The sequence below is a fragment of the Achromobacter sp. ACM05 genome (assembly GCF_019218915.1).
GTDB classification, from domain to species: Bacteria; Pseudomonadota; Gammaproteobacteria; order Burkholderiales; family Burkholderiaceae_B; genus Achromobacter; species Achromobacter animicus.
Genome location: NZ_JAHUWQ010000001.1, coordinates 2,313,576 through 2,339,401 on the forward strand (window position 1 = coordinate 2,313,576; position 25,826 = coordinate 2,339,401).

A 25,826-nucleotide genomic window follows, 5' to 3' on the forward strand; every position below is an offset into this window, starting at 1 on the left:
CCCGCCGAGATTGACCACAATATGACTTTGATTGCCCCGGTTCCGACCCGAGCCGGGGTTTTGTTTTGGTCGCCCGCGCCGCTCGCCAGATTTTTCCAAGCATCAAATGGCAAACAAAAGGCAAGCGCGCCGGTCCTGCGGCCTTCACCGAGAACGCTCCTTCGGGGCGTTTTTCTACTTTTTGTTTGGGAAACGACATGTCTGCCATTCCTTTGACCGTGCGCGGGGCCGAGCGCTTGCAAGAAGAGCTCCAACGGCTGAAAACCGTCGAACGTCCTGCCGTGATCAACGCAATCGCCGAGGCGCGCGCACAGGGTGATCTGTCGGAAAACGCCGAGTACGATGCCGCTCGCGAGCGCCAAGGTTTCATCGAGGGCCGGATTGCCGAGCTTGAAGGCACGCTTTCCAATGCCCACCTCATCGACCCGACCTCGCTCGAGGCCGAAGGCCGCGCCGTGTTTGGCGCTACCGTCGACATCGAAGACCTGGATTCGGGCGATCGCGTTACGTATCAGATCGTCGGCGACGTTGAAGCCGATATCAAGTCCAACCTGATTTCCGTGTCCAGCCCCGTGGCTCGCGCGCTGATCGGCAAGAGTGAAGGCGATGTGGTCGAGGTCGTTGCCCCGGCTGGCGTTCGCGAATACGAAGTCCTGGGCGTGCGTTACATCTGACGCTAGCGCCACAAGCAGTAAAAATGTCAAACCACCCTGGCCCGGACGCTACGTTCGTCTGAATTCCGCGGTACATTGCGGATCGCTATGGTGGACCGGGCGCGTAAAGCGCCCGTTTTTGTGCCTGGACTTACCTTTTTGCGGTCTTGCGGCTGGTGCCGCTGCGGGCTCCGGCGCGCAGGCTCAGCGCGCTGCCGGCGCGGCGCGGAATGCCGTGGCCGCCAGCTGTGGCGCGCTTGTTGGAAGGCCGCATGGGCTTGCCGTTCTTGTTGAGTTCGTCCTGGGGGATGTAACGCTTCTTGGCGGGTGCGGGCTCTTCGGATTCGCTGCGGCGCGGGCGCTTGGCAAGGGTCCTGCCTTCGGCGGCCAGCTTCTTGGGCGTGTAAGGTTCCGAGGCGCGGCGTTTGGCAGGCGCTTCGGGTTCCTGGGCGGCCAGCGCGGCGGGCTTGATGTTGCCGGGCAGCGGGCGGAACAGGATCAGGGTCTTGCCCAAGTGATGCACGGGCGCGCAGGATAGCGTCTCGCAGATCGTGGCGAGCATGGCGTCCCGGGCTTCACGGTCGTCGCCGCCCGCGCGAACCTTGATGAGGCCATGCGAAGTCAGCGCCCGATCGATTTCCTTCAGCACGGCGTCGGTCAAACCGTTGTCGCCAATCAGGACGACGGGGCGCAGAGGGTGAGCGGCGGACCGCAGGTCGCTGCGCTCACGAGAGGTAAGTTCTAATATAGGCATGCGTGGAATTGTACGGTAATGGCCAAGAATAAATTCTCTAAAGACTGGATTCACCAGCACATCAACGATCCCTATGTGAAGCTGGCGCAACAGAAGGGCTATCGCGCCCGAGCCGCTTTCAAGCTGATCGAGATCCTCGACACCGAAAAGCTGATGCGCCGGGGCGACCTGGTCATCGATCTGGGCTCCGCGCCGGGCAGCTGGTCACAGGTGGCGCGCGAGCGGCTCGCCGGGCCGGGCGGCGTCGTGGACGGGCGCATCATCGCGCTGGACATCCTGCCCATGGAGCCCGTGGCGGGCGTGGAATTCATCCAGGGCGACTTCCGCGAAGACGAAGTCTTGAAACAATTGGAAGACATGGTCGGATCGCGTGCGGTGGACCTTGTTATTTCAGACATGGCCCCCAACTTGTCCGGGGTGGGTATTGCCGACTCCGCGCGCATCCAGCATGTTTGCGAATTGGCGATGGAATTTTCCTGCGCCCACCTCAAGCCCAACGGGGCGCTGATCGTCAAGGCTTTCCACGGCACGGGCTTCTCGCAGATCGTGGAATCCTTCAAAAAGCGCTTCCGCCGGGTGGTCGAACGCAAACCGAAGGCCTCTCGGGACAAGTCCTCAGAAACCTTTCTGGTGGCGCGCGATCTGAAGTAACCCTTCCGTAATCATCCGGGGCAAACCGTCCCGGCCAAGAAAACCCCCGTCCCGCCGAGACAACGACCAGAAAACTCAAGAATCAAATGTAATTAAATGGGCCCCACGGCTGCCAGGACGCAACTCCGTCCTACAGGTTAGAATGGGCTATTGACATACTTGTGACTGTGCCATACGCGGGTGCGCAGTCGCCGGTCGGAATCGAAAGCAGGAGATCGACCTTGAACAATTCATTTTCCAAAGTCGCTGTCTGGATGGTGATAGCCCTGGTGCTGTTCACCGTCTTCAAACAGTTCGACGGACGCGCTCAGACCCAGGACGGTGTGACTTACACGCAGTTCATGGACGACGCCAAGGCGGGACGTATCCGCAAGGTCGACGTTCAAGGCGACGTGCTCTACGTCACCCCGGACGCGGGCCGCGCCTATACGCTGACTTCCCCCGGCGATCTCTGGATGGTCTCCGATCTGCTGAAGTACGGCGTGCAGGTTTCGGGCAAGCCGCGCGAAGAGCAGTCGCTCCTGATGAGCATCTTCGTCTCGTGGTTCCCGATGCTGCTTCTGATCGGCGTATGGGTGTTCTTCATGCGACAGATGCAAGGCGGTGGCAAGGGCGGCGCATTCAGCTTCGGCAAATCGCGCGCCCGGATGCTCGACGAGAACACCAACCAGATCACCTTCGCTGACGTCGCCGGTTGCGACGAAGCGAAAGAAGACGTGCAGGAATTGGTCGACTTTCTGCGTGACCCCAGCAAGTTCCAGAAGCTGGGCGGCCGTATCCCGCGCGGCGTGCTGATGGTGGGTTCGCCCGGTACCGGCAAGACGCTGCTGGCCAAGGCCATCGCCGGCGAAGCCAAGGTCCCGTTCTTCAGCATCTCCGGTTCGGACTTCGTTGAAATGTTCGTCGGCGTGGGCGCGGCCCGTGTCCGCGACATGTTCGAAAACGCCAAGAAGCACGCTCCCTGCATCATCTTCATCGACGAAATCGATGCGGTGGGCCGCCAGCGTGGCGCCGGCCTGGGTGGCGGCAACGACGAGCGCGAACAGACCCTGAACCAGATGCTGGTTGAAATGGACGGCTTCGAATCCGGCCAGGGCGTCATCGTGATCGCCGCAACCAACCGTCCCGACGTGCTGGATCCGGCGCTGCTGCGTCCGGGCCGTTTCGACCGCCAGGTCGTGGTGCCGCTGCCCGATATCCGTGGCCGCGAGCAGATCCTGAAGGTTCACATGCGCAAGGTTCCGCTGTCGCCCAACGTCGACGCGACCATCCTGGCGCGCGGTTGCCCGGGCTTCTCCGGCGCCGACCTGGCCAACCTGGTCAACGAAGCCGCACTGTTCGCCGCCCGCCGCAATGGCCGCACGGTCGATATGTCCGACTTTGAAAAGGCCAAGGACAAGATCATCATGGGCGCCGAGCGCCGCTCCATCGTGATGCCCGAAGAGGAACGCAAGAACACCGCGTACCACGAATCCGGCCACGCGATCGTCGCGCGCATGCTGCCCAAGACCGACCCGGTCCACAAGGTCACCATCATCCCGCGCGGCCGTGCGCTGGGCGTGACGATGCAGTTGCCGGAAACCGACCGCTACAGCATGGACAAGGGCCGTCTGCTGTCCACCATCGCCGTGCTGTTCGGCGGCCGTATCGCCGAAGAAATCTTCATGGACCAGATGACGACGGGCGCCTCGAACGACTTCGAACGTGCCACCGCCATCGCCCGCGACATCGTCACGCGCTACGGCATGACCGACGAACTGGGTCCCATGGTCTACGCCGAGAACGAAGGCGAAGTCTTCCTGGGCCGCAGCGTCACCAAGACCACGCACATGTCCGAAGCCACCATGCAGAAGGTGGACACCGAGATCCGCCGCATCATCGACGAGCAGTACGGCGTTGCGCGCAAGATCCTGGAAGACAACCGCGATAAGGTCGAAGTCATGACGTCCGCGCTGCTCGAATGGGAAACCATCGACGCCGACCAGATCAACGACATCATGGAGGGCCGCCCCCCGCGTCCCCCGAAGACGCCGCAAGGCCCGTCGGACACGTCCGATACGCCGCCGACCGGCCTGGCTGCAGGCGGTAGCACGGCAGCTGCGGTCTGAGGTTCTTCGTTCTGGTTTATGGCAAATAACTTCCTTTGCGGGCGCTTCGAGTTTGATCTCGAGCGCCCGCTTGTCATGGGCATCGTCAACGTCACGCCGGACTCGTTTTCCGATGGCGGCCAACACGACGATACCGATTCCGCCGTGGCGCATGCGCGCCAGTTGATCGAGGAAGGCGCCCAGATTCTGGACCTGGGCGGCGAATCCACGCGCCCGGGGGCCGACCCCGTTTCCGTGGCCGACGAGCTGAACCGGCTGCTCCCGGTGGTCGAGGCGCTGCGCGACTGCGGCGTGCCGCTCTCCATCGACACGTTCAAGCCGGAAGTCATGCGCGCCACGCTGGACGCCGGCGCGGACATGATCAACGACATCTACGGTTTCAGGCAGCCGGGCGCGATCGAAGCCGTCTCGCAATCGCGCTGTGGCCTGTGCGTCATGCACATGAAAGGCGAGCCTCGCACCATGCAGGCAGCGCCGCCCGAGTACACCGACCTGATCGGTGAAATCGGCCTGTTTCTGGGGGCTCGCGCGCAAAAGCTGCGCGCGGCCTGGATCGATCCTCGCCGCATCGTGCTGGACCCGGGTTTCGGGTTTGGCAAGACGGCCGACCAGAACTTTCAACTGCTGCGCCGGCTGTCCAGCCTGCGCAGTACCGGTTATCCATTGCTGATCGGCCTGTCGCGCAAAAACATGATCGGCCAGGCCACCGGCCGGTCGGTTGGCGACCGGCTGCCCGGCAGCATTGCCGCCGCGCTTGCCTGCGTCGCGCGTGGCGCCTCCATCGTGCGCGTGCACGATGTTGCGGCCACGGTGGATGCGCTTAAGGTATGGCAGGCGGCTGAACAAGGAGCAATCAGTTCATGATTCGACGCAAATATTTCGGTACCGATGGCGTACGCGGTGAAGTCGGCGGTCCGGTGATCAATGCCGAATTCGCCTTGCGCCTGGGTTACGCCGCTGGCCGCGTGCTGGCCCGCGAGCACGCCGTGCGCGGCGCAAGTCGCCCGCAGGTCGTCATCGGCAAGGACACCCGGATTTCCGGCTACATGCTGGAGTCCGCGCTGGAAGCGGGGCTGTCCGCCGCCGGTATTGACGTGCTGCTGGCCGGCCCGATCCCCACGCCTGCGGTCGCCTACCTGACCCGCGCGCTGCGCCTGGTCGCCGGCATCGTCATCAGCGCCTCGCACAATCCCTACCAGGACAACGGCATCAAGTTCTTCTCGGCGCAGGGCATGAAGCTGCCCGACGAAATCGAAGCCGACATCGAGGCCGCGCTGGACGAGCCCCTGGGTTGCGTCAGTTCGGAAGCGCTGGGACGCGCGCGCCGCATGGGCGACGCTCAGGGCCGCTACATCGAGTTCTGCAAGAGCACGTTCCCGAACGACCTGGATTTGAACGGCATGACGATCGTGGTGGACGCCGCGCACGGCGCCGCCTACAACATCGCGCCGCACGTCTTCCGTGAGCTGGGCGCCGAAGTCCACGCCATCGGCGTGCACCCCGACGGCTTCAACATCAACAAGGGCGTGGGCGCGCTGCATCCCGAGTTGCTGGCCAAGGAAGTCAAGGCGCGCGGCGCCCAGCTTGGCATTGCGCTGGACGGCGACGCCGACCGCCTGCAGATGGTGGACGGCGAGGGCCGCATCTACAACGGCGACGAACTCATGTACGCCATCGTGCGCGAGCGCATGCAGCGCGGCAAGGTCGAGGGCGTGGTCGGCACGCTGATGACCAACTTTGGCTTCGAGCGCGAAATGAAGCGTCTGGGCGTGGGCTTTGACCGCGCCAACGTCGGCGACCGCTATGTGCTGGAACAGATGCAATCGCGCGGCTGGCTGTACGGCGGCGAAAGCTCCGGCCATCTGCTGTGCCTGGATTGCCACTCCACCGGCGACGGCATCGTGGCCGCGCTGCAGGTCTTGACCGCGCTGCGTCGCAATTCCACCACGCTTGGCGACTGGGTCAGCGACCTGCGCATGTATCCGCAAAAGATGATCAACGTGCCGCTGACGCCGGGCCTGGACTGGAAGACGCATCCCGGTCTGACCGCCGCGCGCCAGGCCGTCGAGGCAGAGCTGGACGGCCGGGGGCGCATCCTGATCCGCGCTTCGGGGACGGAACCCAAGCTGCGCCTGATGGTTGAGGCCGAAGATGAGGCGCTGGCGACCAATTCTGCAGAGAAGCTTGCGGCAAGCCTGGGGTAAACCCTGAGTTTCGATTTAATATGTGGGCCACGCGTCGAAATCGTCGCGTGGCCTTTTGTTTGTTTGCGTTTTCGATGCCGGTTTAAGCGTCATAGTCACGTAACATATTGGTCAAGTCATTGACATACAGGGCGTCCACACTGGCTGGACTCTCTAGGAGCTTCGCGCAATGCTGGAATTAGCACGCATCAATCCGAGCCGCAGTACCGCAGAACCCTGGACGGGCTCCGCCCCGAAGGTCCTGGCTGTCGGCCTGGCGCGTACCGCCGAAGAAATAGAGCAGATCCAACGCCTGCGCTATGAGGTCTTCACCGAAGACATGGGTGTCGTCTTCCCCGATGCGCAAGATGGCATCGAGCAAGACCGCTTCGATCCGTTCTGTGAACACCTGATGGTCCGCGAACTCGACACGGATCGAGTCGTTGGCACGTATCGGATCCTGACCCCCCAAAAAGCGCGCGAAGCCGGCGGCTATTACTCGCAGTCGGAATTCGACCTGTCGGGCCTGGGCGCCATCCGCGACGAAGTCGTTGAAGTCGGACGCTCCTGCACCCACGCCGATTACCGTGGCGGCGCGGTCATCATGCTGCTGTGGTCCGGCCTGGCGGAATACCTGCGCCGCGGCGGTTACGAATACGTGCTCGGTTGCGCCAGCGTCAGCCTGCGCGATGACGGCGTCACCGCAGCGGAAGTGTGGCGTACGGTGGCCAAGCAGATGCCCCAGGGCAACGAGCCGCGCGTCACGCCGCTGCACCGCTACCCGGTCGAAAAGCTCAACAGCACCTTGCCGGCGCGCGTGCCGCCGCTGATCAAGGGCTATCTGAAGCTGGGCGCCAAGGTATGCGGCGAACCGGCATGGGATCCGGATTTCAACGCCGCCGACTTCCCCGTGCTCTTGAAGATGGAGCGCATGGACGAGCGCTACCGTCGCCACTTCGGCCTGGACCAGCCGGCCATCATCGCTACCCAGCGCTAGACCCCATCCATCATGCGCCGCCTGTTCCGCCGAATGACAATCAGACTGATCCGGCGGGCCACCCGGCCGCTGCGCATGGAACTCAGGCGGCTGGATCGGGAAACCGATCTCTCGCCATTCTGATCAGCCGGGGCGGCCGCGCCGCCCCGTTCTTGATTTTCAGAACTCCAGCAGTTCGAACGAAAACCCGACCTTGTTCCACTCGGCTTCTTCCGCGCGCAGCGTGAAGTCGCTGAGCGGGTGTTCGGCCAGCCATTCGCGGTTGACGCGCACCACGATGGAATTGTCTCGGACCGACGCGGTGAGGGGCAGGGGTTCGATCTCGCCGCGGCGGCGGAACAGCAACACCGCCAGACGCAGCGCCAGGATGGCCTTCCATTGCGGGCGCGTGCGCACCAGCGGTTCCACCTTGGCCAGCTTGCCCTGGTGTCCCAGCGCCAGCAAGGCCAGCAGTTGCTGGTCGGCGCGTGAAAAGCCCGGCATGTCGGCGTTTTCCAGCACGTAGGCGGTGTGCTTGTGATACGCGTTGTGGGCAATCGACAGACCCACTTCGTGCAGATCGGCCGCCCAGCCCAGTGCGGGACGCAGCTCGGCGCGCTCCTGGCCTTCGGGGAACATGGCGTCGAACAGGCTGAGGGCGGCGTGGCGAACGCGGCGCGCCTGGTTTACGTCCACGTGATAGCGCTTGACGAACTGGCGTACCGATTCGTCGCGCTTGTCGTGCTCGTCGTCACGGCCCAGCAGGTCGTACAACACGCCCAGGCGCAGTGCGCCGTCGCCGGTGTGCATGACATCGATGCCCAGCTCGTCGAACAGCGCGCTCATGATGGCCAGCCCGCCGGGCAGCACGTCGGCGCGTTCGATCTTAATGCCGGGAAGCTCGGACGGAATGACGCGACCCGAGCGGATGAGACGGTCCTTCAGCTTGGTCAGGCCCGAGCGCGTGATGCCGCGGTCGGAATAGCCGCCTTCGGTCAGGATCGCGAAGAGCGCCTTGGCGGTGCCGGAGGAGCCATAGGCTTCCTTCCAGCCCATCTTGCGGTATTGCTTGGCGATGACTTCGATTTCGCGGCGCGCGGCCAGCTCGGCCTGCTTCATCTGGTGCGCATCCACCACGCCGTCCGAGAAGAACTGGCGGCTGTAGCTGACGCAGCCCATGTACAGCGAGGACATCAGGCCCGGTTCGTGGCCCTTGCCGATGATGACTTCGGTGGAACCGCCGCCGATGTCGATGACCAGGCGCTTGTTGGGCGAGGGGGGCAGGGTGTGGGCCACGCCCGTGAAGATCAGGCGGGCCTCTTCGCGGCCGGCGATGACTTCAATGGGAAAGCCCAATGCGGCTTCGGCGCGGGGCAGGAAATCTTTGGTATTGCGGGCGACGCGGAACGTGTTGGTGGCAACCGCACGGACCCGGTTGGGGTGGAAACTGCGCAGGCGTTCGCCGAAGCGTTCCAGGACGGCAATGGCGCGGTCGATGGCGGCGTCGCCAAGCCGTTTTTCGGCGTCCAGACCGGCGGCGAGCCGGACGGTTTCCTTGAGGCGGTCGATCTGGTAGATCTGGGGCGTACCGTCCTGCTGAACGATGCGTCCGATGGAGAGGCGAAAGCTGTTGGACCCGAGGTCCACCGCGGCCAGAAGTTGATCCATGCGGCTCGTAATATTGGCTGTGAGGTGGACCGATTATAAGGACCCCATGTGACAACGCCGCCGGATACGGGTTTTTGCTTACGGAACAGAGGCTTGGAAGCCATTGTCCAGTGCGCCATATGTCCCGCATTTGACGTACCCTTAGCGATTGGGCGCTGTCATAGAACCGTCACCTGTTTGCAGTAAAACTTCACGCTCTCTTTTCGTATGGAATCCGGTATGCCCACACGTCCGCCAGGCGAGCCTCTGCTCATGAATCGCGAATTGTCGCTGCTCAAGTTCAATGAACGCGTGCTGGCGATGGCGGAAAACCCCAAGACGCCGCTGCTGGAAAGGCTGCGCTACGTGTGCATCGTCAGTTCCAACCTGGACGAGTTCTTCGAGATCCGGATCTCCAGCCTGAAAGAGCAGCAGCGCCAGTCGCCCAATCTGGTCGGCCCGGACGGCATGACGCCCGACGAGGCATTCGAATGCGTCCAGCAGGCGGTGCACGAACTGGTGAACCGCCAGTACAACCTGCTCAACGATCAGATCCTGCCCGCCATGCACAAGGAGGGCATCGCGCTGCATCACGCTTCCGAATGGAATCCGGAGCAGCAGGAATGGGCGCGCGACGTGTTCCACCGTGACGTGATGCCGCTGTTGACCCCCATCGGGCTGGACCCGGCGCACCCGTTTCCGCGCGTCTACAACAAGAGCCTGAATTTCATCGTGTCGCTGGCCGGCGCTGACGCGTTCGGCCGTCAGGCGTCCATCGCCATCGTTCAGGCGCCCCGCGCGCTGCCGCGCCTGATCAAGATGCCGCAGGAGCTCTCTGGGCAGCCGGAGGGCTACATCCTCCTGACCTCCCTCCTGCGCGCCTTCGTGGGCGAGCTGTTCCCGGGCCTGGAGATGCTGGGTTGCTACCAGTGGCGCGTCACGCGCAACAGCGACCTGTTCGTGGACGAGGAAGAAGTCACCAACCTGCGCCACGCGCTGCAGGGCGAGCTGTCGCAGCGCAACTTCGGCGCCGCCGTCCGCCTTGAGATCGACAAGCTGACGCCCGTCGAACTGGAAACCTTCCTGCAGCGCGAGTTTTCGCTCAAGGCCGACGACACCTATCGCGTGCCCGGCCCGGTGAACCTGTCGCGGCTCATGCAGCTGTGCAATTCCGCGGCGCGGCCGGACCTGCTGTTTCCCGACTACCGCGCGCCCGTGCCCGCGCCGTTTGACCGCGTCGGCGACAAGCCCGCGGAACTCTTTGAGGCAGTGGCCGAGTGCGACCGCCTGCTGCACCATCCCTATCAGTCGTTCCAGCCCGTCATCGACTTCCTGACCGCCGCCGCGCTGGATCCGGACGTAATGGCCATCAAGCAGACCATCTACCGCACCGGCGAGGACTCCGAGCTGATGAAGATCCTGCTGGCGGCCGCGCGCGCCGGCAAGGAAGTGACGGTGGTGGTGGAGCTGATGGCGCGCTTTGACGAGCAGACCAACATCAACTGGGCCTCCAAGCTGGAAGAGGTGGGGGCGCACGTCGTCTATGGCGTAGTGGCGCACAAGACGCACGCCAAGATGGCGGTGGTGCTGCGCCGGGAAAAGGGTCGTCTGCGCCGCTATGCCCACTTGGGCACCGGCAATTACCACCCGCGCACGGCGCGCCTGTACACCGATTTCGGGCTGCTGACGGCGGACCCGAAGCTGTGCGAGGACATGGACAAGGTGTTCGCGCAGTTGACCGGCCTGGGTGCGCGCCGCGCGCTCAAATCGCTGATGCAGTCGCCGTTCACCCTGCACGAAGGCATGGTGTCGCTGATCCGCGCCGAGGCGCGCGCCGCCAAGGCGGGCAAACGGTCGCGCATTATGGCCAAGATGAATTCGCTTCTGGAAGAGCAGATCATCGCCGAGCTTTACAAGGCCAGCCAGGCGGGCGTGAAGATCGACCTGATCGTGCGGGGCGTCTGCGCCTTGCGCGCCGGGGTGCCGGGGCTGTCCGAAAACATCCGTGTGCGCTCCATCGTGGGCCGCTTCCTGGAGCATTCCCGCGTCTTCTATTTCTACGCCGACGGCGAAGAGACCGTGTACCTGTCGTCCGCCGACTGGATGGACCGCAACTTCTTCCGCCGCGTCGAGATCGCGTTCCCGATCTATGACAAGACGCTCAAAAAGCGCGTCATCGACGAAGCCTTCACGTACGCGCTGCGCGACAACCAGCTTGCCTGGCAGCAGCAACCCAGTGGCGACTATGCGCGCGTCAAGAGCCGCCGCGAGCCGTATAACCTGCACCAGTTCCTGATGCAGAAGCTGGGCGTGTAGCAGGTTAGTGTTCTGTCCCCAAATGAGTAAGGGGGGGGCGAACGCCACTTTACGCCTGGCCTGTGTCACCGGCGCGACGAGCCCATTCCCTCAGCGGGAATGGGCTTTTCTTCGAGCTTCGGCCTCCCGAGCGCGGCCGCGCGGATCCGGCTTCGCCGGTCCGCCACCGGCGCCCCCTGGGGGGAGGCGCGAAGCGCGTCGGGGGGGGGATCATGACTGTCATGGTCTTGTCACGTTGGGTACCTAAGATGCGAAGGTCGCTGAAAGACAGGCAGCTAAAAAGCCTGCCAAGACTCCTTTAACGAGCACAGAAGGAACCCAGATGTTCAAACGTGTCTTCAAGCAAGTTTCCGTGGGCGTCGCGCTGAGCGCCGCCGTTTTTGCCGTCCAGGCCGCCAACGTCACCGGCGCCGGCGCATCGTTCCCGTACCCGATCTACGCCAAGTGGGCGTCCGACTACAAGGCTGCGACCAACAACGCGGTCAACTACCAGTCCATCGGTTCGGGCGGTGGTCAACAGCAGATCATTGCAAAGACGGTCGACTTTGGCGCTTCGGATGACCCGATGAAGGCTGCCGACCTGGAAAAGCATGGCCTGCTGCAGTTCCCCGCCGTGATCGGCGGCACCGTGGCCGTCGTGAACGTCGACGGCGTCGAGCCGGGCAAGCTGAAGCTGTCGGGCAAGGTCCTGGCCGACATCTTCCTGGGCAAGATCAAGAAGTGGGACGACGCTGCGCTGAAGGCGCTGAACCCCGACGTCAAGCTGCCCTCGGCCGACATCATCGTCGTGCACCGTTCGGACGGCTCGGGCACCACCTTCGGCTGGACGAACTACCTGTCCAAGGTGTCGCCGGAGTGGAAGTCGCAAGTCGGTGAAGGCAAGGCCGTCAAGTGGCCCACCGGTCAGGGCGGCAAGGGCAACGAAGGCGTCGCCGCCTACGTCGGCCAACTGAAGAACTCGATCGGCTACGTCGAATACGCCTACGCCAAGCAGAACAAGCTGGCCTGGACGCAACTGCAGAACAAGGACGGCAAGTTCGTCCAGCCCGAGCAAAAGGCTTTCGCTGCCGCGGCCGCCAACGCCGACTGGAAGAGCGCGCCGGGCATGGGCGTGGTCCTGACCGACGAGCCGGGCGCCGATTCGTGGCCCGTCACCGCCGCCACCTTCATCCTGATCCACAAGTCGCAAGACAAGCCGGTTCAGGGCAAGGCTGTGCTGGACTTCTTCGACTGGGCCTTCAAGAACGGCGCCAAGTCGGCTGAAGCCATGGACTACGTGCCGCTGCCGGAAGCCGTGACCAAGGAAATCCGCGCCGCCTGGGGCGAAGTGAAGTCCGCTGACGGCCAGGCTGTCTGGAAGTAAATCAGTACCGAGCGGCCCCGACGCCTGATGGCGGGCGGGGCCGCCGCTTGTAAATCGACCTCTCTGCTGTTCCCCCAGGTTTCCTAAGGAAAGTCCATCCATGAGCGCGGTAATGGATAATAGTGTGCCGCTTCCGCCCAGCGTGGCGGATTCCGTGACTACCGGCACGCCTTCGCCTATGAAGCAAACAAAAAACGCGCTGATGGATGCGCTGTTCAAGAATCTGACCCGCCTGTTCGCCTTCCTGGTGTTCATTCTTCTGGCGGCGATTCTCATCTCCCTCATCTACGGCAGCCGCGAATCGCTGGCCAAATATGGCCTGTCGTTCCTGTGGCTCAATGACTGGGACCCGGTCAACTCCAATTACGGCGCCGTCGTGCCGATCATCGGCACGTTGCTGACGTCCGCGATCGCACTGATCATCGCCGTGCCGGTGTCCTTCGGCATCGCCATCTTCCTGACCGAACTCTCCCCGACCTGGCTGCGCCGCCCGCTGGGCACCGCTATCGAAATGCTGGCGGCCATCCCGTCCATCATTTACGGCATGTGGGGCCTGTTCGTCTTCGTGCCGGTGTTCCAGCAGTACGTGCAGCCGTTCCTGATCGCGACGTTGGGCAATCTTCCCATCATCGGCGGTCTGTTTGCAGGCCCACCGTTCGGTATCGGCATCTTCACCGCCGGCCTGATCCTCTCGATCATGATCATCCCGTTCATCGCCGCGGTGATGCGCGACGTGTTCGAACTGGTCCCCGCGATGCTCAAGGAATCGGCCTACGGCCTGGGCAGCACGACCTGGGAAGTGATGTGGCGCGTGGTGCTGCCCTTCACCAAGTCGGGCGTCATCGGCGGCATCATGCTCGGCCTGGGCCGTGCCCTGGGCGAGACCATGGCCGTGACCTTCGTCATCGGCAACGCCTTCAAGTGGTCCGGTTCCCTGTTCTCGCCCGGCAACTCCATCGCCTCGGCGCTCGCCAACGAATTCAACGAGGCGGGCGGCATCCAGAAGGCGGCGTTGCTGGAACTGGGCCTGATCCTGTTCCTCATCACGACCATCGTGCTGGCCCTGGCCAAGACGCTGCTGGTCCGCCTGTCCGCCGGCGAAGGCAAGAAGACCTGACGCCCGGAGCACAAGGAAAAAATCATGGCTGAATCCGTACTCAACATGCAGAACGGCATCTACCGCCGGCGCCGCGTGGTCAATCGCATCATGCTCGCCGTGTCGATGACGACGCTGGTCTTCGGCCTGTTCTGGCTGTTCTGGATCATTCTCACGTTGCTGATGAAGGGCGCGCCCGCGCTGTCGTACACGCTCTTCACCGAAATCACGCCGCCGCCGGGCCAGGCGGGGGGCTTGCTCAACGCCATTCTCGGCAGTGTGATGATGGCGGGCGTCGGCACGCTGATCGGCACGCCGGTCGGCATCCTGGCCGGCACCTACCTGGCTGAATACGGCCAGCGCGGCTGGCTGGCCCCGGCCACGCGCTTCCTGAACGACGTGCTGCTGTCGGCGCCATCCATCATCATCGGCCTGTTCATCTATGCCGTATATGTGGCGCAGGTCGGGCATTACTCGGGTTGGGCCGGCGCCATTGCGCTGTCCATCCTGGTGATCCCGGTCGTGGTCCGCACCACCGACAACATGCTGCTGCTGGTGCCCAACAGCCTGCGCGAGGCGACCGCCGCGCTGGGCTGCCCGAAGTGGCGCATGATCACGCTGGTCTGCTATCGCGCCGCCAAGTCCGGCATCATTACCGGCGTGCTGCTCGCCATCGCCCGCATCTCCGGCGAAACCGCGCCGCTGCTGTTCACCGCGCTGTCGAATCAGTTCATGTCGCTGAACATGAACGGCCCGATGGCCAACCTGCCGGTCGTCATCTACCAATACGCCGCCAGCCCCTTCAAGGACTGGAACAACCTGGCCTGGGCCGGCGCCACGCTGATCACGCTGCTGGTGTTGGGCATCAACATCATCGCCCGCAACCTGTTCCGCAAATAAAGATCGCTTTGCCGGCGCGCTGGCCGCGCCGACATCCAAGGGAAACCCAATGGAAAACACCGCTACCGCAGTCAAGAACAAGCTCGAGGTCAAGAACCTGAACTTCTACTACGGCAAGTTCCACGCGATTCGTAACGTGAACATGTCGATCCAGGAGAAGAAGGTCACCGCCTTCATCGGTCCGTCGGGCTGCGGCAAATCGACGCTGCTGCGCACGTTCAACCGCATGTTCGAGCTGTACCCCGGCCAGCGCGCCGAGGGCGAAATTCTGCTGGACGGCGAAAACCTGCTGACGGCCAAGACCGACATCTCGCTGATCCGCGCCAAGGTCGGCATGGTCTTTCAAAAGCCCACGCCGTTCCCCATGAGCATCTACGACAACATCGCCTTCGGCGTGCGTCTGTTCGAGCGCCTGTCGAAGGGTGAGATGGACGAGCGCGTGGAATGGGCGCTGAGCAAGGCTGCGCTGTGGAACGAAGTGAAGGACAAGCTGCATCAAAGCGGCAACAGCCTGTCCGGCGGCCAGCAACAGCGTCTGTGCATCGCGCGCGGCGTGGCGATCAAACCCGAAGTGCTCCTGCTGGATGAGCCGTGCTCGGCGCTGGATCCCATTTCCACGGCCAAGATCGAAGAACTGATCGCTGAGCTGAAGAACGACTACACCGTCGTTATCGTGACGCACAACATGCAGCAAGCTGCGCGTTGCTCGGACTACACGGCGTATATGTACCTGGGCGAGCTGATGGAGTTTGGTCAGACCGACCAGATCTTCGTGAAGCCTTCGCGCAAGGAAACCGAGGACTACATCACGGGCCGTTTTGGCTGATCGCGATTCGTCCTGCAGTGCTGGAAGCGGCGCGCCTGGGTGGCGCGCCGTTTTTCATTTCGTGGGATGCAGGGCAGGTATTTTGTTACGTCGCCGAATGGCTGAACCTCGGCCGCGAATGATCGCTTTCTGGTATAGTTGCCACCCTTCGGGGCGTAGCGCAGCCTGGTAGCGCATCTGCTTTGGGAGCAGAGGGTCGTGAGTTCGAATCCCACCGCCCCGACCAATATCCATGCGGGTCTCCGGATTTCCGCAGTGCAAGCAAAGACGACAGGTGGTCCAAGAAAATTGGGACCACCAACAAAATGGCCCCAAACTCACCGAGGTTGGGGCCATTTTGTTGGTCCGCCCGACTCGCGATCGGGCTTCGAGCGTGTGAGCTTAGGCGTGTAAGCGCATGCTCCGCCCCTTCCTCCTACTGACGCGGGATCTTCGCGTCTTCGATCAGCTTTTGCCATTGCGCATCGCTGCTTGCCACAAACTGCCCAAACGCTGACGGCGAGGTGGCCGGGCTGACCTTGACACCCAATTCCTTGAACCGTGCCTGGATCTCCGGCTTGGCCATGACACGGCTGAACGCGGCGTTCAACGTCTGGACGATGGGGTCCGGCGTATTCGACGGTGCGAAAATTCCGGTCCAGAAGTAATAGTCCATCCCTTTGAGTTCCGGTGTTTCACCCGCCGACGCCAAGTCCGGGTTGCCGATGTCGCGGTCGCGGCTCATGACGCCCACGCCCGTCACACGGCCGCTTTTAATTAGTTCGAGCAGGGCTGGCAGCCCGGACACCGCGATATCCACATTGCCGCCGATGACATCGGTCGCGATTTTCGACGCGCTGGCGTAGGGAATGAACGTGATGTCCGTACCCGTGGTGAGCTTGAAGCTCTCCATGGCGATGGCGGGCAGCGAGCCGACGCCCGTGGCGCCGTACGTCAGCTTGCCCGGGTTTGCTTTGGCCCGTGCAATCAGGTCGCCGAACGATTTCACGCCCAGATTCGGATTCGCCACGACGCCAACGCCGCTTGTGCCCAGCGGCGCGACGGCGGCCAGGTCGCGGTAGGTGTATTTGGCCGACGATTGCAGAATGGGCGCGATCACGACATCGGACACGATGCCCATCAGCACCGTGTACCCGTCGGGCTTGGCGTTGACCGCGCGCGTGACGCCGATGATGCCGCCGGCTCCCGCGACGTTCTCGATGACGATGGTCTGGCCCAGCTCGCGGCCCAGTTCGGGGGCGATGATGCGAGCGAACGTGTCCACCGATCCTGCCGGTGCGTAGCCCACGATGAGCTTGATGGGATGGGCGGGGTAGGCCTGCGCATGCGCCGCGCTGGTTCCTCCCAACACAAGGGCTCCCAGCAGCGCTGCGCTGGAAAGGGGTCGAATGGTCATGGTTGTCTCCTGTTGTTTTCGTTCGTGTTGCTTCAGCTTTGCAGCCACTTCAAGACGCGTTGGAACACCTCGTCGCTATTGCGGTCCATCATCGGCAGGTGGGAATTGCCCGCGACGCCGCTGGCGGGCAGGTCCAGCACCGACACGTCGGCGCACCCCCGGATGGAATCCAGATAACGCTCGGCTTGTTGGCGGTAGCCGACCCAGTGCGAGCCCGACGCTTCGATGTAGTCGCCCCACACAACAAGATGCGGCGGCAGCGCTTCAATCGGGGCCGCTTGCGGCATACCGCCAGGCTCCACGCCCACCACCCGGCGCACTGCTTGAGGACGGCGGCGCGCAATTTCGGCGGCAAAGCCCGCGCCCTGGCTGTGGGCGACGATATGGCAATGCCCCACCCGGTCGATCAACGCTTCGTACGCCGCCAGAATCATGGATTCATGGCCCGGCCAGCGCGGCACCCATTGATTGGCGAACGCGTCAAACGCCTCGGTGGGAAACTGTTGCCCTGGATAGGCCTTTCGCTGCGGCGGGTCGGGGTCGTAGACGGGTCCGATTCGAAACGTCGTCCAGGCCTCGCGCTTGGTGCGAAAGACGGGCGACTCGCGATACACCTGCGGGAAGCGTGCCCACGACGAACGGCCGCGTTCCACTGCGTCGCTGACCAGGACGTCGTAACCGGCATCCAGGAATTTCCACAGCCAGCCGTTGCGGCCATCTGGGGTCGTTTCCCATGTGCAGCCGGTCATGCCCCCGCCATGCCAAAGCAGCACCGGATCCGGATGCCGGGGCTGTGCCAGGCGGTATTCCTGGACATACATCTGCCCATAGACCTGCTCTCCGTTCGGGTTGACCTCGCGCGGGGAACCGTTCAGGACCATGCTGCGATATTCGACGGGCAGGCCTTCAAGCACGGCGGTCGCGCCGCCCACGAAGAAGCTGTTCATCGATTTCAGAAAAATGCCCTTGCCTTGTGGATTCATGATGGCTCGTTGAAGTGATGCCCGCATGTTCAGGCCGCGCGTATAGTTACGTCTATCGAAAAAATTTCAACGATTCTTGATCCATGCGAATCAATTACGATCTGGAAGATATCCGCTCGTTCTGCTGCGTGGCGCGCATGGGCCAATACACGTCCGCCGCCGCGCTGCTGTGCGTCACGACGTCGGCTTTGAGCCGGCGTATCGCAAAGCTGGAATCGGAAATCGGCGGACGCTTGTTTGAACGTACGACGCGCAGCGTGGTGCTGACGTCGATAGGCCGCGCGCTGTATGAGCGCGTGCTGCCCATCGTTACCCAGATGGATGCCAGCCTGACCGAGGCCGCCCGCCGCGCGCGGGGGCACGAAGGCACGCTGATGGTGAGCACGGTGGCTTCGGTAGGCTATTCGGTGCTGCCGAATGTGCTGCCCGAATTCTATGCACGGCATCCGCAGGTGTATCTGTCCATCCGCGACGGCAACGCGACCGTCACGACGGGACTGGTCGAAGAGCGCGAGGTGGAATTCGGCATCACCACGCCGGTGTCATTCGGTCCCACCCTGGAGGCCGAGCGCGTCGCCACCTATGGCTACAACCTGGTGTTTGCCGAGGGTTCTGCCCTGGCGCCACGCAGCCGCAAGCTGTCTTGGAAAAAGCTGCCGGGCCTGCCGGTAGTGGGGCTGAATCCGGTCAGTTCCACCCGTTTGCAGATCGACAGTGTCCTGAACGCTCGCGGGCTGGAGTTGCCCTGGACCATCGAAGTCGATCAGCTGGCCACCATGATCGGGCTGGTGCAATCGGGCAATTTCGTGACCATCATGCCCGCGTTGTTCGAAGCGCATGGGTATGGCCTGAAGTCGATCCCAGTGCTGGATCCCGACATCGCGCGGGATGTGTATATCGTGCGCCGCCGTGACAGCACGCCGACGCCGCAAGGTCAGTATCTGATGGAACTCGTACGCGCCTACCTTGCGCGTTGAAACACGCCTATCGAACGCGGCGGTTGACACATCGCGTTACTTCGTTCGCTGCTACTTCTGAACCCCGCGTGGTAGATATATCGCCGGGAGATTCCGTTCGGCGTGTCGCCGGGCGCATGTCCCTATTTTGAGGAGCTGACCATGAATACTGTTCACAAGATGAATGCTGTTCAAGTGCCCCTGAAAAGAGTTTCCGCGATTCTTTGCGTGGCGGGTATGACGTGGGCCACGGGCGCGGCTTACGCCGCTGACACCAGCGCTACCTCGCAAGCGCAGCATCAGCAGGATGTCGCCACCTGCAAGAGCGGCGCCTCCGGCCAACCGCTGGAAACTTGCCTGCGCGAAGCGGCAGCGGCACGGCAAGAGCGTGATCGTCAGAATCTGAGTGCGGAGAGCCCCGAGCAACTTCGGCAGAATGAGCTGGCTCGCTGCAACCGTCTGCCCGAATCGCAGCGTGCAACCTGCGTGGCCAAGATGACCTCGCCCACGAATGTGCAGGGTAGCGTGCAGGGCGGTGGCGTATTGCGCAAGAAAGAGATTCAGGTGCCCGCCACCCCGGCGAACCCGGCTACGCCAGCCAGCACCGCACCGGCGCCGGCCCGCTGAACGGCCTGTCGTAGAACGCACAAACGTAGCGAATTGCAGCCACGCGAGAAACGTTCGCGTGGCTGCGTTTGTCTGTTTGCGCGCGACTGCCTAAAACCGCTGGTCCTTGTCGAACGGCACCTCGGCATCGCTCGGACGTTCGAACGTCGGCGCTTCACCGTTCAGGTCGGCAACATGAATCTGCGCGAGGCGGGTCGCCTCGGCAATTGCGCCATGCGCGGAATGAAACCGCTCGTCGATGGCAATGCGTTCGGACGGCACGCCGGCGATCGGTGAGATCAGCGTGTAGCCGATGCGCCATTCATCGCCCTCCTGCTCTGGCTGCGCGATCTGAAAGTCCCACTTGGCTGTTTGCATAATTCCTCCAGTCGGTCGGTTCATCCTACTGCACTCGATGCGCGCTTGAAAGGTGTGACGCGCCCGCGCAGTCATCAGCCGAATGCAAGCCATGCGGCAAGCTGGCAGGCATGAGAGTTGCTGCCTGGCAGGGTTCATCTTCGCGGAACCACTGCAATGGCCAATCCGAAGCTCGACGTCCGAACAGGACAATATTCCGGCAAGCTGCCCCGCGACACATTCCGCCTGCGTTTCATGCGCCGCTTCTATGACCCGGCGTTCAAGTCTGAAACCGAAGCCTTGGAAAGGCTTGAAGCCATCGCCTGGGATGCCTACGAGAATGGACGCAAGGCGCCCGATACCGTCAAGGCGGGGTCAGGTTACGCAGATCCCGATTACGACTTATCTGTGGAATGGAAAGATGCCCGTGACCGCCTCGCGCGCGCGGCGTTGGTGCAGCGCGATCCGGAAACGCGCTCCCGCGTCCTGGTGGTCAACGGCGCGGCGCGCAATGACGGGACCTGTCCTGGCGAGGTCTCAAAGACCTGGCGGCTGTCGGAAATCGTGCGCGACGAACTGGAGTCGGCCAGTGTGCAGGCGGACATGCTGGATCTGAGCCGCCTCACGTCGGAATACCAGTACCTCATCCACCCCTGCAAAGGCTGCGTGTCCACCGCGATGCCGCTCTGCCATTGGCCCTGTAGCTGTTATCCCAACCATTCGCTCGCGCAGGACAACGATGCGATGAACGACATCTACGAGCAGTGGATGGCGGCGCATGGCGTGATCCTGCTCGCGCCGACCTATTGGTATCAGTCGCCCAGCGTCCTGAAGCTGATGATCGACCGGCTGGTCTGTGCGGATGGCGGCAACCCCGATCCGACGACGACGTCAGGCAAAGACGCGAGGAAGGCCAAGCAGATCGAAATGGACGGATGGCCGTTTCCGAAGCATTTGGCTGGCCGCGCCTACGGCGTGGTGGTGCACGGCGACGTGGCGGGCATTGAGGGGCAGCGGCGCGCGCTCTGCGACTGGCTCGAATGGATGGGGTTGGTGGATGCCGGGGCGTCGTCGAAGCTGGATCGCTACATTGGCTACTACAAGCCGTATGCCACGAGTCATGCCGAGCTGGACGAGGACTCGGCGTTGCAGGAAGAGGTGCGCAATGTGGCGAAGGCGATGGTGCTGTGCCTGCCGCGCCTGCGGGCCGGAGAGTGGCCCGCCGTGGATCAGGGGTTGCCATCGCCGCGGCCGAAGTAGGCGCCGCGGGCGATATGCGGTCGACACCTAAACCAAAATCGGGCAGTCAACGCCGACGAGACGTTCAATTCCCCGTCGGCAGCAACTGCATCCCCGTGCGGCGCGCGAACTCTTCATAACTGATCGGCGCGCCCGCCTTGGTGCTCGCGCTGTTCCCCTGCCAATGCACCCACGAGCGCCCCGTGGACGCATCAAACACAACCTTGAACAGATGGCTTGGCACCGCCACGCCGGAGCCAATCTCCTTGGGCTTGTCGCCGTAGTACGGCCCGGTGAACACATACACGTCGCCCGATGCCCGCATTACGTATTTGCGTGTGTCCTGTTCAATCTGGCTCCACGGCCCACCATTGTGGCGCTGGTCCTGCGGCACCATGTTCGCCAGCGAAAAGCTCTGCGCCATGGCCTCGTGCGTGGACATGTCACCCGCCGGCGCCATGTGACCGCGCGAGTAGCCCGACCCCTTGTAGTCCGTCAGTTCAGCGCGTTCGGCGCGCGGCACGCGTGCCTCGGCATAGAACTTGTCGGACCGTTCCATGCCCTGTGCCTGCGTCAGGATCTTGCGGTTCAGACGCTCGGCCACGAACACCGGCGTCTTGGTCTGTCCGTTGTGCAGGATGGCGAAGTTTGAAAAGCACAGCTCGCGCAGCGCCTGGCTGGCGGGCACGACGGGCGGGCGCTGCTGCGGGAAGAATTGCGGGCAGTCGGCAAAGCGCGTGTGCGCCATGCCGCCGGCGGGCACCGCGGCGGGGGCGAACTTTTCCTGGGTCGGCCAACCGACGCGCGCAAGGATGTTGTCGATGGAGAAGTGGGCGCGCCATTGCGGGTTCAGCGCGTACGTGGCCGCGCCGAAAGCGGCCAGCGACGTGAGCGAGAACGTTCGCAGGAATCGGTAGATGCGGCCGGGGCTGGCGGCCCGGCTTTTGCTGGCCGGTGCTCTCTTTCTGGGTGCTGATTTCTTCGCGCGGGTCATGCTGCCTGTTTGTTGCGGGCCGGCGCCATTTCGCGCTCGGCAACTGGCGGCATTGTAGATGACCGCAACGTGACAGACGTTAACCGGCCATTGCGGCGCACGCCCACGCTGCGCGCGGCAGCGGGCAGAGTATTCTTATGCTCGTTCGGAATTCACAAACACAACGGCCGCGTTTGCCGGCTGACACAGGACTGGGGAAGTTCAATGAGATCGTCCGTGCTTTTCGTCGCCGCCATCGTGGCGGGCTGCGCTGCTCCCGCGCCGGGAGACATGATCACGCAAGATAAGGTGCAAGCCATCCAGATCAACGTCACGACGTTCGATGAGATGGTCCGCGACTTTGGTCCCCCTCGCACGCAGCAGGTCAACCCGCAAGGCCTGCGCACCGCGTCATGGTTCTACTTCAACAACAGCGAGTACGGCGCCATGCAGGACCAGCGCACGCTGACGGTGACCTACAACAAGGACGGCACGGTCAAGGACTACATGAACGCGTCCGCGGGCGAAAGGGACGGCGCGCAAAAGAAGCGATAGGGCGCTCGTCGCAAAGACGCGTGGCTTAGGCCGCCGAACCCTGTCGGCGCGCCATCACGGACGGCGACACGTTTCAAGAACGAGGGGTCACTGCGTCGGCGCCGCCTTCAACGCATTGGCCCGAATCTGCTCCGATCGCTGGCGCTGCTCGTTGCGGATCGGAATGCAGTCCACCACCAGCACCTCTTCGCCGGTCCGCAGGTCGATGACCTTGGCGGCGCGGTACAGGTTGCTGGGCGGGCCGCGATCCAGGCAGGCACGCTTGGCGCCCGAGCTTGCCCGGAACAGCTCGGGCACGCCTTCGTACTGCGGGTTGGGCACGCTCCATTTGCCGCTCATGTCCTGGGTCCGCACCACATACTGGCCAAAGGCCGGGCCGCTGCACAGCAGGATGGCCAATGCGCCGGCGGCGCCAGCTGCGATTCTCATGGCGGACGATCCTTCAAGGACGACGGGTAGGGCAGCGTAGCAGCGCGCCGCCGCCTTCGCCGTCCGTCAGAAGGATGAGGATTACCTCACCAGCTGTATGCCGATCACGATCATCAGGATGCCGACGCAGGCATCCAGCACACGCCACGCGGTGGCATTGGCGAAGACGGGTCGCAGGAGCCGCGCGCCATATCCCAACGCAAAGAAAAAGCAGAACGACGCGCAGATCGCGCCGGCAGCAAAGGCCAGCTTGCGCCCTTCGTACTGGCTGGAGATGGAGCCCAGCAGGACGACGGTGTCCAGGTAGACATGCGGGTTTAGCCAGGTGAGCGCCAGACACGTGGCCAGCGCCGCTAACGGGCTATTTGCCTGACGGGACGAGGGTGATAGATGGTCGTGCTGCTTGCGAAACGCCGAGTGCAGGCTGCGCGCCGCGTAGACAAAGAGAAACAAGGCGCCGCCGTAGCGCATTGCGGGCTCCAGCCACGGCAGCAGACCGACCGCCATGCCAAAGCCCGCCACGCCCGCCGCGATTAGGACGGCGTCGGACAGCGCGCAAGTCAGGCAGATCAGGAAGACATGCTCCTTGCGCAAGCCTTGCCGCAGCACAAAGGCGTTTTGTGCGCCGATGGCGACGATGAGGCTGAGGCCGAGGAGAAATCCGGGGATGAAGGCGGTGGACATACTGCAAGGTCTGGCAAGGTCATTAGGGGGCGCTCAGACTAGCGCTGGCTGGGAAATTAGAAAAACTAAATATCCTAATCTTTGATTAGCGTGGCTAATCATTCCTGACTTGCCTGCTCCCGGTCGATGCGCACACCGAAGCCCCGTCCATGCCCACGCCATTTCACGACTCGCTGCTCGCGCCCGCCGCCACCAGATGATCCAGCAACAATGCCGCCGCCGCAGGCAGCGCCGCTTCGCTACGCATGCAGATCGCAAAGCGCCGCCGGCTCCAGGCGTCCTTCAGCGGCAGCACCCGCAGCCCGTGCGCCATCGCATAGGGCGTGGCGACTTCAATGGGCGCCACGCTGATGGCCAGTCCCGCCAGCACGACGCGAAACGCAGAATCGAAGTTGCTGACCGTGACGCGGTGCCGCAGCGCCTTGCCGCTGTCGTTGGCTGCCGTTTGCAGCATGCGCAGTACGGCGCCGGCGGCCGGCATGCTGACATGCTCGTACTCCAGCGCGTCCTCAAAGAAAACGGCCTCCCGGTCAGCGAGCGGATGGCCCGGCGCGGTGACGATGGCCAGGCGGTCGCCCCGGTAGGGACGCTGTTCCAGCCCATGAAAATCGGCCGCATCCCAGCAGATGCCCAGGCTGGCGATGCCCTCGCAGACGCCGCGCACGACCTCCTGGCTGACGCGTTCTTCCATGTCCACCCGGATGTTGCGGTGGGGAGCGCCTTGAAGAAAGGCCGCGATGTCCTCGGCCAGGGATTCGGCCAGGACCGACGCGGTGGCCAGGATGCGCACTTGCCCCTTTACGCCGCTGGCGTAGGCGGACATGTCGCGTTCGATGCGTTCGGAACTGGCAAGGATGGCGCGCGCGTGCTCCAGCAGCGTTTCGCCGGCTTCGGTGGGCTCGACGCCCCGGCGCTTGCGCGTCAGCAGTTTGGCGCCCACGGTGTCCTCAAGTTGCGCGAGCCGCTTGCTGATGGCCGACCCCACGATGTTGGCGCGCTGGCCGGCGCGGGCAATGTTGCCGGTCTCGCAGACGGAGACGAAGAGCCGCAGGGTGGTGATGTCGAGGTCGCGCATGGCGATCATCCTGTTTGATGTTCCGAAACGGAATTTTAAGCGTTCCAAAATACCGCTTGTGGCTGGTTTGAGAATATCTACACTGGGATTTCTCTTTTTCGACGCCTTGTTGCCATGCCCATTCAAGAACCCGCCTGTCGCCCATCGGCCGCCACGGTCCGTGAAGTGGGCCTGCGCGATGGCCTGCAGAGCCTTTCTGTCGTGATGCCCACGCAGACCAAACTCGACTGGATCGACGCGGCCTACGCGGCGGGCCAGCGCGAGATCGAAGTGGGCTCCTTTGTGCCCGCCCGGCTGCTGCCGCAGTTGGCGGATACGGTGGAACTGATCGCGCATGCCACGCAGCTTGCCGGCCTGATGGTGTCCGTGCTGGTTCCCAATCTGAAGGGCGCTGAGTTGGCGCTGGCCAGCGGCGCCCACCTGATGCTGGTGCCGCTGTCGGCCAGCCACGCGCACAGCCTGGCGAACCTGCGCAAGACGCCGGACGAGGTGGTGGCAATGGTCGGCCAGATGCGCGCGGCGCGCGACGCGGCGGGTTCGTCCATGCTGATCGAGGGGGGCGTCGGAACAGCCTTTGGCTGCACGTTGCAGGGCGAAGTGCAGCAGGAGGAAGTGCTGCGGCTCATGCAGGCGCTGCTGGATGCCGGCGCCGACCGCGTCAGTCTGGCCGATACGGTGGGATATGCCGATCCGGCCTCGGTGGGACGCCTGTTTGAAGCGGCAAGGCGCATCGCGGGCGATCGCCTGTGCTGCGCGCACTTTCACGACACACGGGGGCTGGGGCTGGCGAACGTGCTGGCCGCGCTGGACACCGGGGTGGCCCGCTTTGACGCCTGCCTGGCCGGCATCGGCGGCTGCCCGCACGCGCCAGGCGCCAGCGGCAACGTCAGCACCGAGGACCTCGTGTTCATGCTGCAGAGCATGGGCATCGAGACCGGCGTCGATCTGCCCCGTCTGCTCGCCTTGCGCGAAGCCGCCGCCGGGTGGCTGCCCGATCAGCCCCTGCACGGCGCGCTGTGGCGCGCCGGCCTGCCCAAGACCTATCCTGCACGCATCGGCCAGCCGGCCTGAGCGCGCGCATCACGCATCGACATCGAGCC

25 protein-coding genes and 1 tRNA gene are annotated in these 25,826 nt (G+C 63.6%); 17 read left to right on the plus strand and 9 right to left on the minus strand.

The window, feature by feature from the left end:
• Positions 1-197 precede the first annotated feature (197 nt).
• Positions 198-674, plus strand: coding sequence for a transcription elongation factor GreA (gene greA, locus KW836_RS10535; RefSeq protein WP_175126060.1), 477 nt, complete (start codon positions 198-200; stop codon positions 672-674).
• Positions 675-804: 130 nt separating this feature from the next.
• On the opposite strand, the gene KW836_RS10540 is transcribed toward greA, so the two are convergent.
• Positions 805-1,407, minus strand: a complete 603-nt coding sequence (locus tag KW836_RS10540; protein ID WP_218343190.1) for a YhbY family RNA-binding protein — start codon at positions 1,405-1,407, stop codon at positions 805-807.
• Between the two features lie 18 nt (positions 1,408-1,425).
• On the opposite strand from KW836_RS10540, the gene KW836_RS10545 reads away from it, so the two are divergent.
• The 5 genes from KW836_RS10545 to KW836_RS10565 all read left to right on the plus strand — a co-directional run bounded on the left by KW836_RS10545 (position 1,426) and on the right by KW836_RS10565 (position 7,346).
• The gene (locus tag KW836_RS10545; RefSeq protein WP_175126048.1) at positions 1,426-2,058 is read left to right on the plus strand and encodes an RlmE family RNA methyltransferase; all 633 of its coding nucleotides are present in this window, start codon (positions 1,426-1,428) and stop codon (positions 2,056-2,058) included.
• Positions 2,059-2,279: 221 nt separating this feature from the next.
• On the plus strand, positions 2,280-4,166 hold the full coding sequence (gene ftsH / locus KW836_RS10550; RefSeq protein ID WP_175126049.1) for an ATP-dependent zinc metalloprotease FtsH: 1,887 nt from the start codon (positions 2,280-2,282) through the stop codon (positions 4,164-4,166).
• Between the two features lie 18 nt (positions 4,167-4,184).
• The gene (folP, locus tag KW836_RS10555) at positions 4,185-5,030 is read left to right on the plus strand and encodes a dihydropteroate synthase (RefSeq protein WP_218343191.1); all 846 of its coding nucleotides are present in this window, start codon (positions 4,185-4,187) and stop codon (positions 5,028-5,030) included.
• The gene (gene glmM, locus KW836_RS10560) at positions 5,027-6,370 is read left to right on the plus strand and encodes a phosphoglucosamine mutase (protein WP_218343192.1); all 1,344 of its coding nucleotides are present in this window, start codon (positions 5,027-5,029) and stop codon (positions 6,368-6,370) included. Before folP ends, glmM begins: the two co-directional genes overlap by 4 nt.
• A gap of 169 nt (positions 6,371-6,539) precedes the next feature.
• Positions 6,540-7,346 (plus strand): GNAT family N-acetyltransferase, encoded by an 807-nt coding sequence (locus KW836_RS10565; RefSeq protein WP_218343193.1) that lies wholly within the window; start codon positions 6,540-6,542, stop codon positions 7,344-7,346.
• Positions 7,347-7,505: 159 nt separating this feature from the next.
• On the opposite strand, the gene ppx is transcribed toward KW836_RS10565, so the two are convergent.
• Entirely contained in the window at positions 7,506-8,993 is a 1,488-nt protein-coding gene (gene ppx / locus KW836_RS10570) for an exopolyphosphatase (RefSeq protein WP_175138261.1), read from the minus strand.
• Between the two features lie 219 nt (positions 8,994-9,212).
• Between ppx and ppk1 the strand changes: the two genes are divergently transcribed.
• The 6 genes from ppk1 (at position 9,213) to KW836_RS10600 (ending at position 15,699) form a co-directional block, all read left to right on the plus strand.
• A complete protein-coding gene (ppk1, locus tag KW836_RS10575; protein ID WP_175138262.1) occupies positions 9,213-11,288 on the plus strand; it encodes a polyphosphate kinase 1 in 2,076 nt (691 codons plus the stop codon).
• Positions 11,289-11,610: 322 nt separating this feature from the next.
• A complete protein-coding gene (gene pstS / locus KW836_RS10580; protein ID WP_175138263.1) occupies positions 11,611-12,651 on the plus strand; it encodes a phosphate ABC transporter substrate-binding protein PstS in 1,041 nt (346 codons plus the stop codon).
• Positions 12,652-12,751: 100 nt separating this feature from the next.
• Positions 12,752-13,768: a phosphate ABC transporter permease subunit PstC gene (pstC, locus tag KW836_RS10585; protein ID WP_175126056.1), complete on the plus strand. Its 1,017-nt coding sequence runs from the start codon at positions 12,752-12,754 to the stop codon at positions 13,766-13,768.
• A 24-nt stretch (positions 13,769-13,792) separates the two neighbouring features.
• A complete protein-coding gene (pstA, locus tag KW836_RS10590; protein WP_082579045.1) occupies positions 13,793-14,647 on the plus strand; it encodes a phosphate ABC transporter permease PstA in 855 nt (284 codons plus the stop codon).
• Between the two features lie 49 nt (positions 14,648-14,696).
• Positions 14,697-15,473 carry a phosphate ABC transporter ATP-binding protein PstB gene (pstB, locus tag KW836_RS10595; RefSeq protein WP_218343194.1) on the plus strand — a complete coding sequence of 259 codons (777 nt, stop codon included), beginning with the start codon at positions 14,697-14,699 and terminating at the stop codon, positions 15,471-15,473.
• 149 nt (positions 15,474-15,622) lie between these two features.
• Positions 15,623-15,699 (plus strand) — tRNA-Pro (locus KW836_RS10600).
• Between the two features lie 189 nt (positions 15,700-15,888).
• Here the strand turns inward: KW836_RS10600 and KW836_RS10605 are convergent.
• Both KW836_RS10605 and KW836_RS10610 read right to left on the minus strand, forming a co-directional pair.
• Positions 15,889-16,869: a tripartite tricarboxylate transporter substrate binding protein gene (locus tag KW836_RS10605; RefSeq protein ID WP_218343195.1), complete on the minus strand. Its 981-nt coding sequence runs from the start codon at positions 16,867-16,869 to the stop codon at positions 15,889-15,891.
• A gap of 32 nt (positions 16,870-16,901) precedes the next feature.
• Positions 16,902-17,852: an esterase gene (locus KW836_RS10610; protein ID WP_218343196.1), complete on the minus strand. Its 951-nt coding sequence runs from the start codon at positions 17,850-17,852 to the stop codon at positions 16,902-16,904.
• Between the two features lie 83 nt (positions 17,853-17,935).
• Between KW836_RS10610 and KW836_RS10615 the strand changes: the two genes are divergently transcribed.
• Positions 17,936-18,829: a LysR family transcriptional regulator gene (locus tag KW836_RS10615; RefSeq protein WP_218343197.1), complete on the plus strand. Its 894-nt coding sequence runs from the start codon at positions 17,936-17,938 to the stop codon at positions 18,827-18,829.
• A 141-nt stretch (positions 18,830-18,970) separates the two neighbouring features.
• Positions 18,971-19,435, plus strand: a complete 465-nt coding sequence (locus KW836_RS10620; protein WP_175138272.1) for a hypothetical protein — start codon at positions 18,971-18,973, stop codon at positions 19,433-19,435.
• A gap of 90 nt (positions 19,436-19,525) precedes the next feature.
• Here the strand turns inward: KW836_RS10620 and KW836_RS10625 are convergent, their stop codons facing one another.
• Positions 19,526-19,792 (minus strand): hypothetical protein, encoded by a 267-nt coding sequence (locus KW836_RS10625; RefSeq protein WP_175138273.1) that lies wholly within the window; start codon positions 19,790-19,792, stop codon positions 19,526-19,528.
• A gap of 156 nt (positions 19,793-19,948) precedes the next feature.
• Between KW836_RS10625 and KW836_RS10630 the strand changes: the two genes are divergently transcribed.
• Positions 19,949-21,031, plus strand: a complete 1,083-nt coding sequence (locus KW836_RS10630) for a flavodoxin family protein (RefSeq protein ID WP_175186579.1) — start codon at positions 19,949-19,951, stop codon at positions 21,029-21,031.
• Between the two features lie 64 nt (positions 21,032-21,095).
• On the opposite strand, the gene KW836_RS10635 is transcribed toward KW836_RS10630, so the two are convergent.
• On the minus strand, positions 21,096-22,004 hold the full coding sequence (locus KW836_RS10635; RefSeq protein WP_218343198.1) for a DNA/RNA non-specific endonuclease: 909 nt from the start codon (positions 22,002-22,004) through the stop codon (positions 21,096-21,098).
• A gap of 216 nt (positions 22,005-22,220) precedes the next feature.
• Between KW836_RS10635 and KW836_RS10640 the strand changes: the two genes are divergently transcribed.
• Positions 22,221-22,538 carry an outer membrane protein assembly factor BamE gene (locus tag KW836_RS10640; RefSeq protein WP_254594382.1) on the plus strand — a complete coding sequence of 106 codons (318 nt, stop codon included), beginning with the start codon at positions 22,221-22,223 and terminating at the stop codon, positions 22,536-22,538.
• A gap of 87 nt (positions 22,539-22,625) precedes the next feature.
• On the opposite strand, the gene KW836_RS10645 is transcribed toward KW836_RS10640, so the two are convergent.
• From KW836_RS10645 to KW836_RS10655, 3 genes are all read right to left on the minus strand, one after another.
• Positions 22,626-22,967: a hypothetical protein gene (locus tag KW836_RS10645; RefSeq protein WP_175125980.1), complete on the minus strand. Its 342-nt coding sequence runs from the start codon at positions 22,965-22,967 to the stop codon at positions 22,626-22,628.
• An 81-nt stretch (positions 22,968-23,048) separates the two neighbouring features.
• Complete coding sequence (locus KW836_RS10650; protein ID WP_218343199.1) at positions 23,049-23,651, minus strand: LysE/ArgO family amino acid transporter; 603 nt, start codon at positions 23,649-23,651, stop codon at positions 23,049-23,051.
• Between the two features lie 163 nt (positions 23,652-23,814).
• Complete coding sequence (locus tag KW836_RS10655; RefSeq protein ID WP_218343200.1) at positions 23,815-24,726, minus strand: LysR family transcriptional regulator; 912 nt, start codon at positions 24,724-24,726, stop codon at positions 23,815-23,817.
• Between the two features lie 114 nt (positions 24,727-24,840).
• Here KW836_RS10655 and KW836_RS10660 point away from each other — a divergent pair, with 114 nt between their 5' ends.
• On the plus strand, positions 24,841-25,797 hold the full coding sequence (locus KW836_RS10660) for a hydroxymethylglutaryl-CoA lyase (protein WP_218343201.1): 957 nt from the start codon (positions 24,841-24,843) through the stop codon (positions 25,795-25,797).
• Positions 25,798-25,826: the final 29 nt, after the last annotated feature.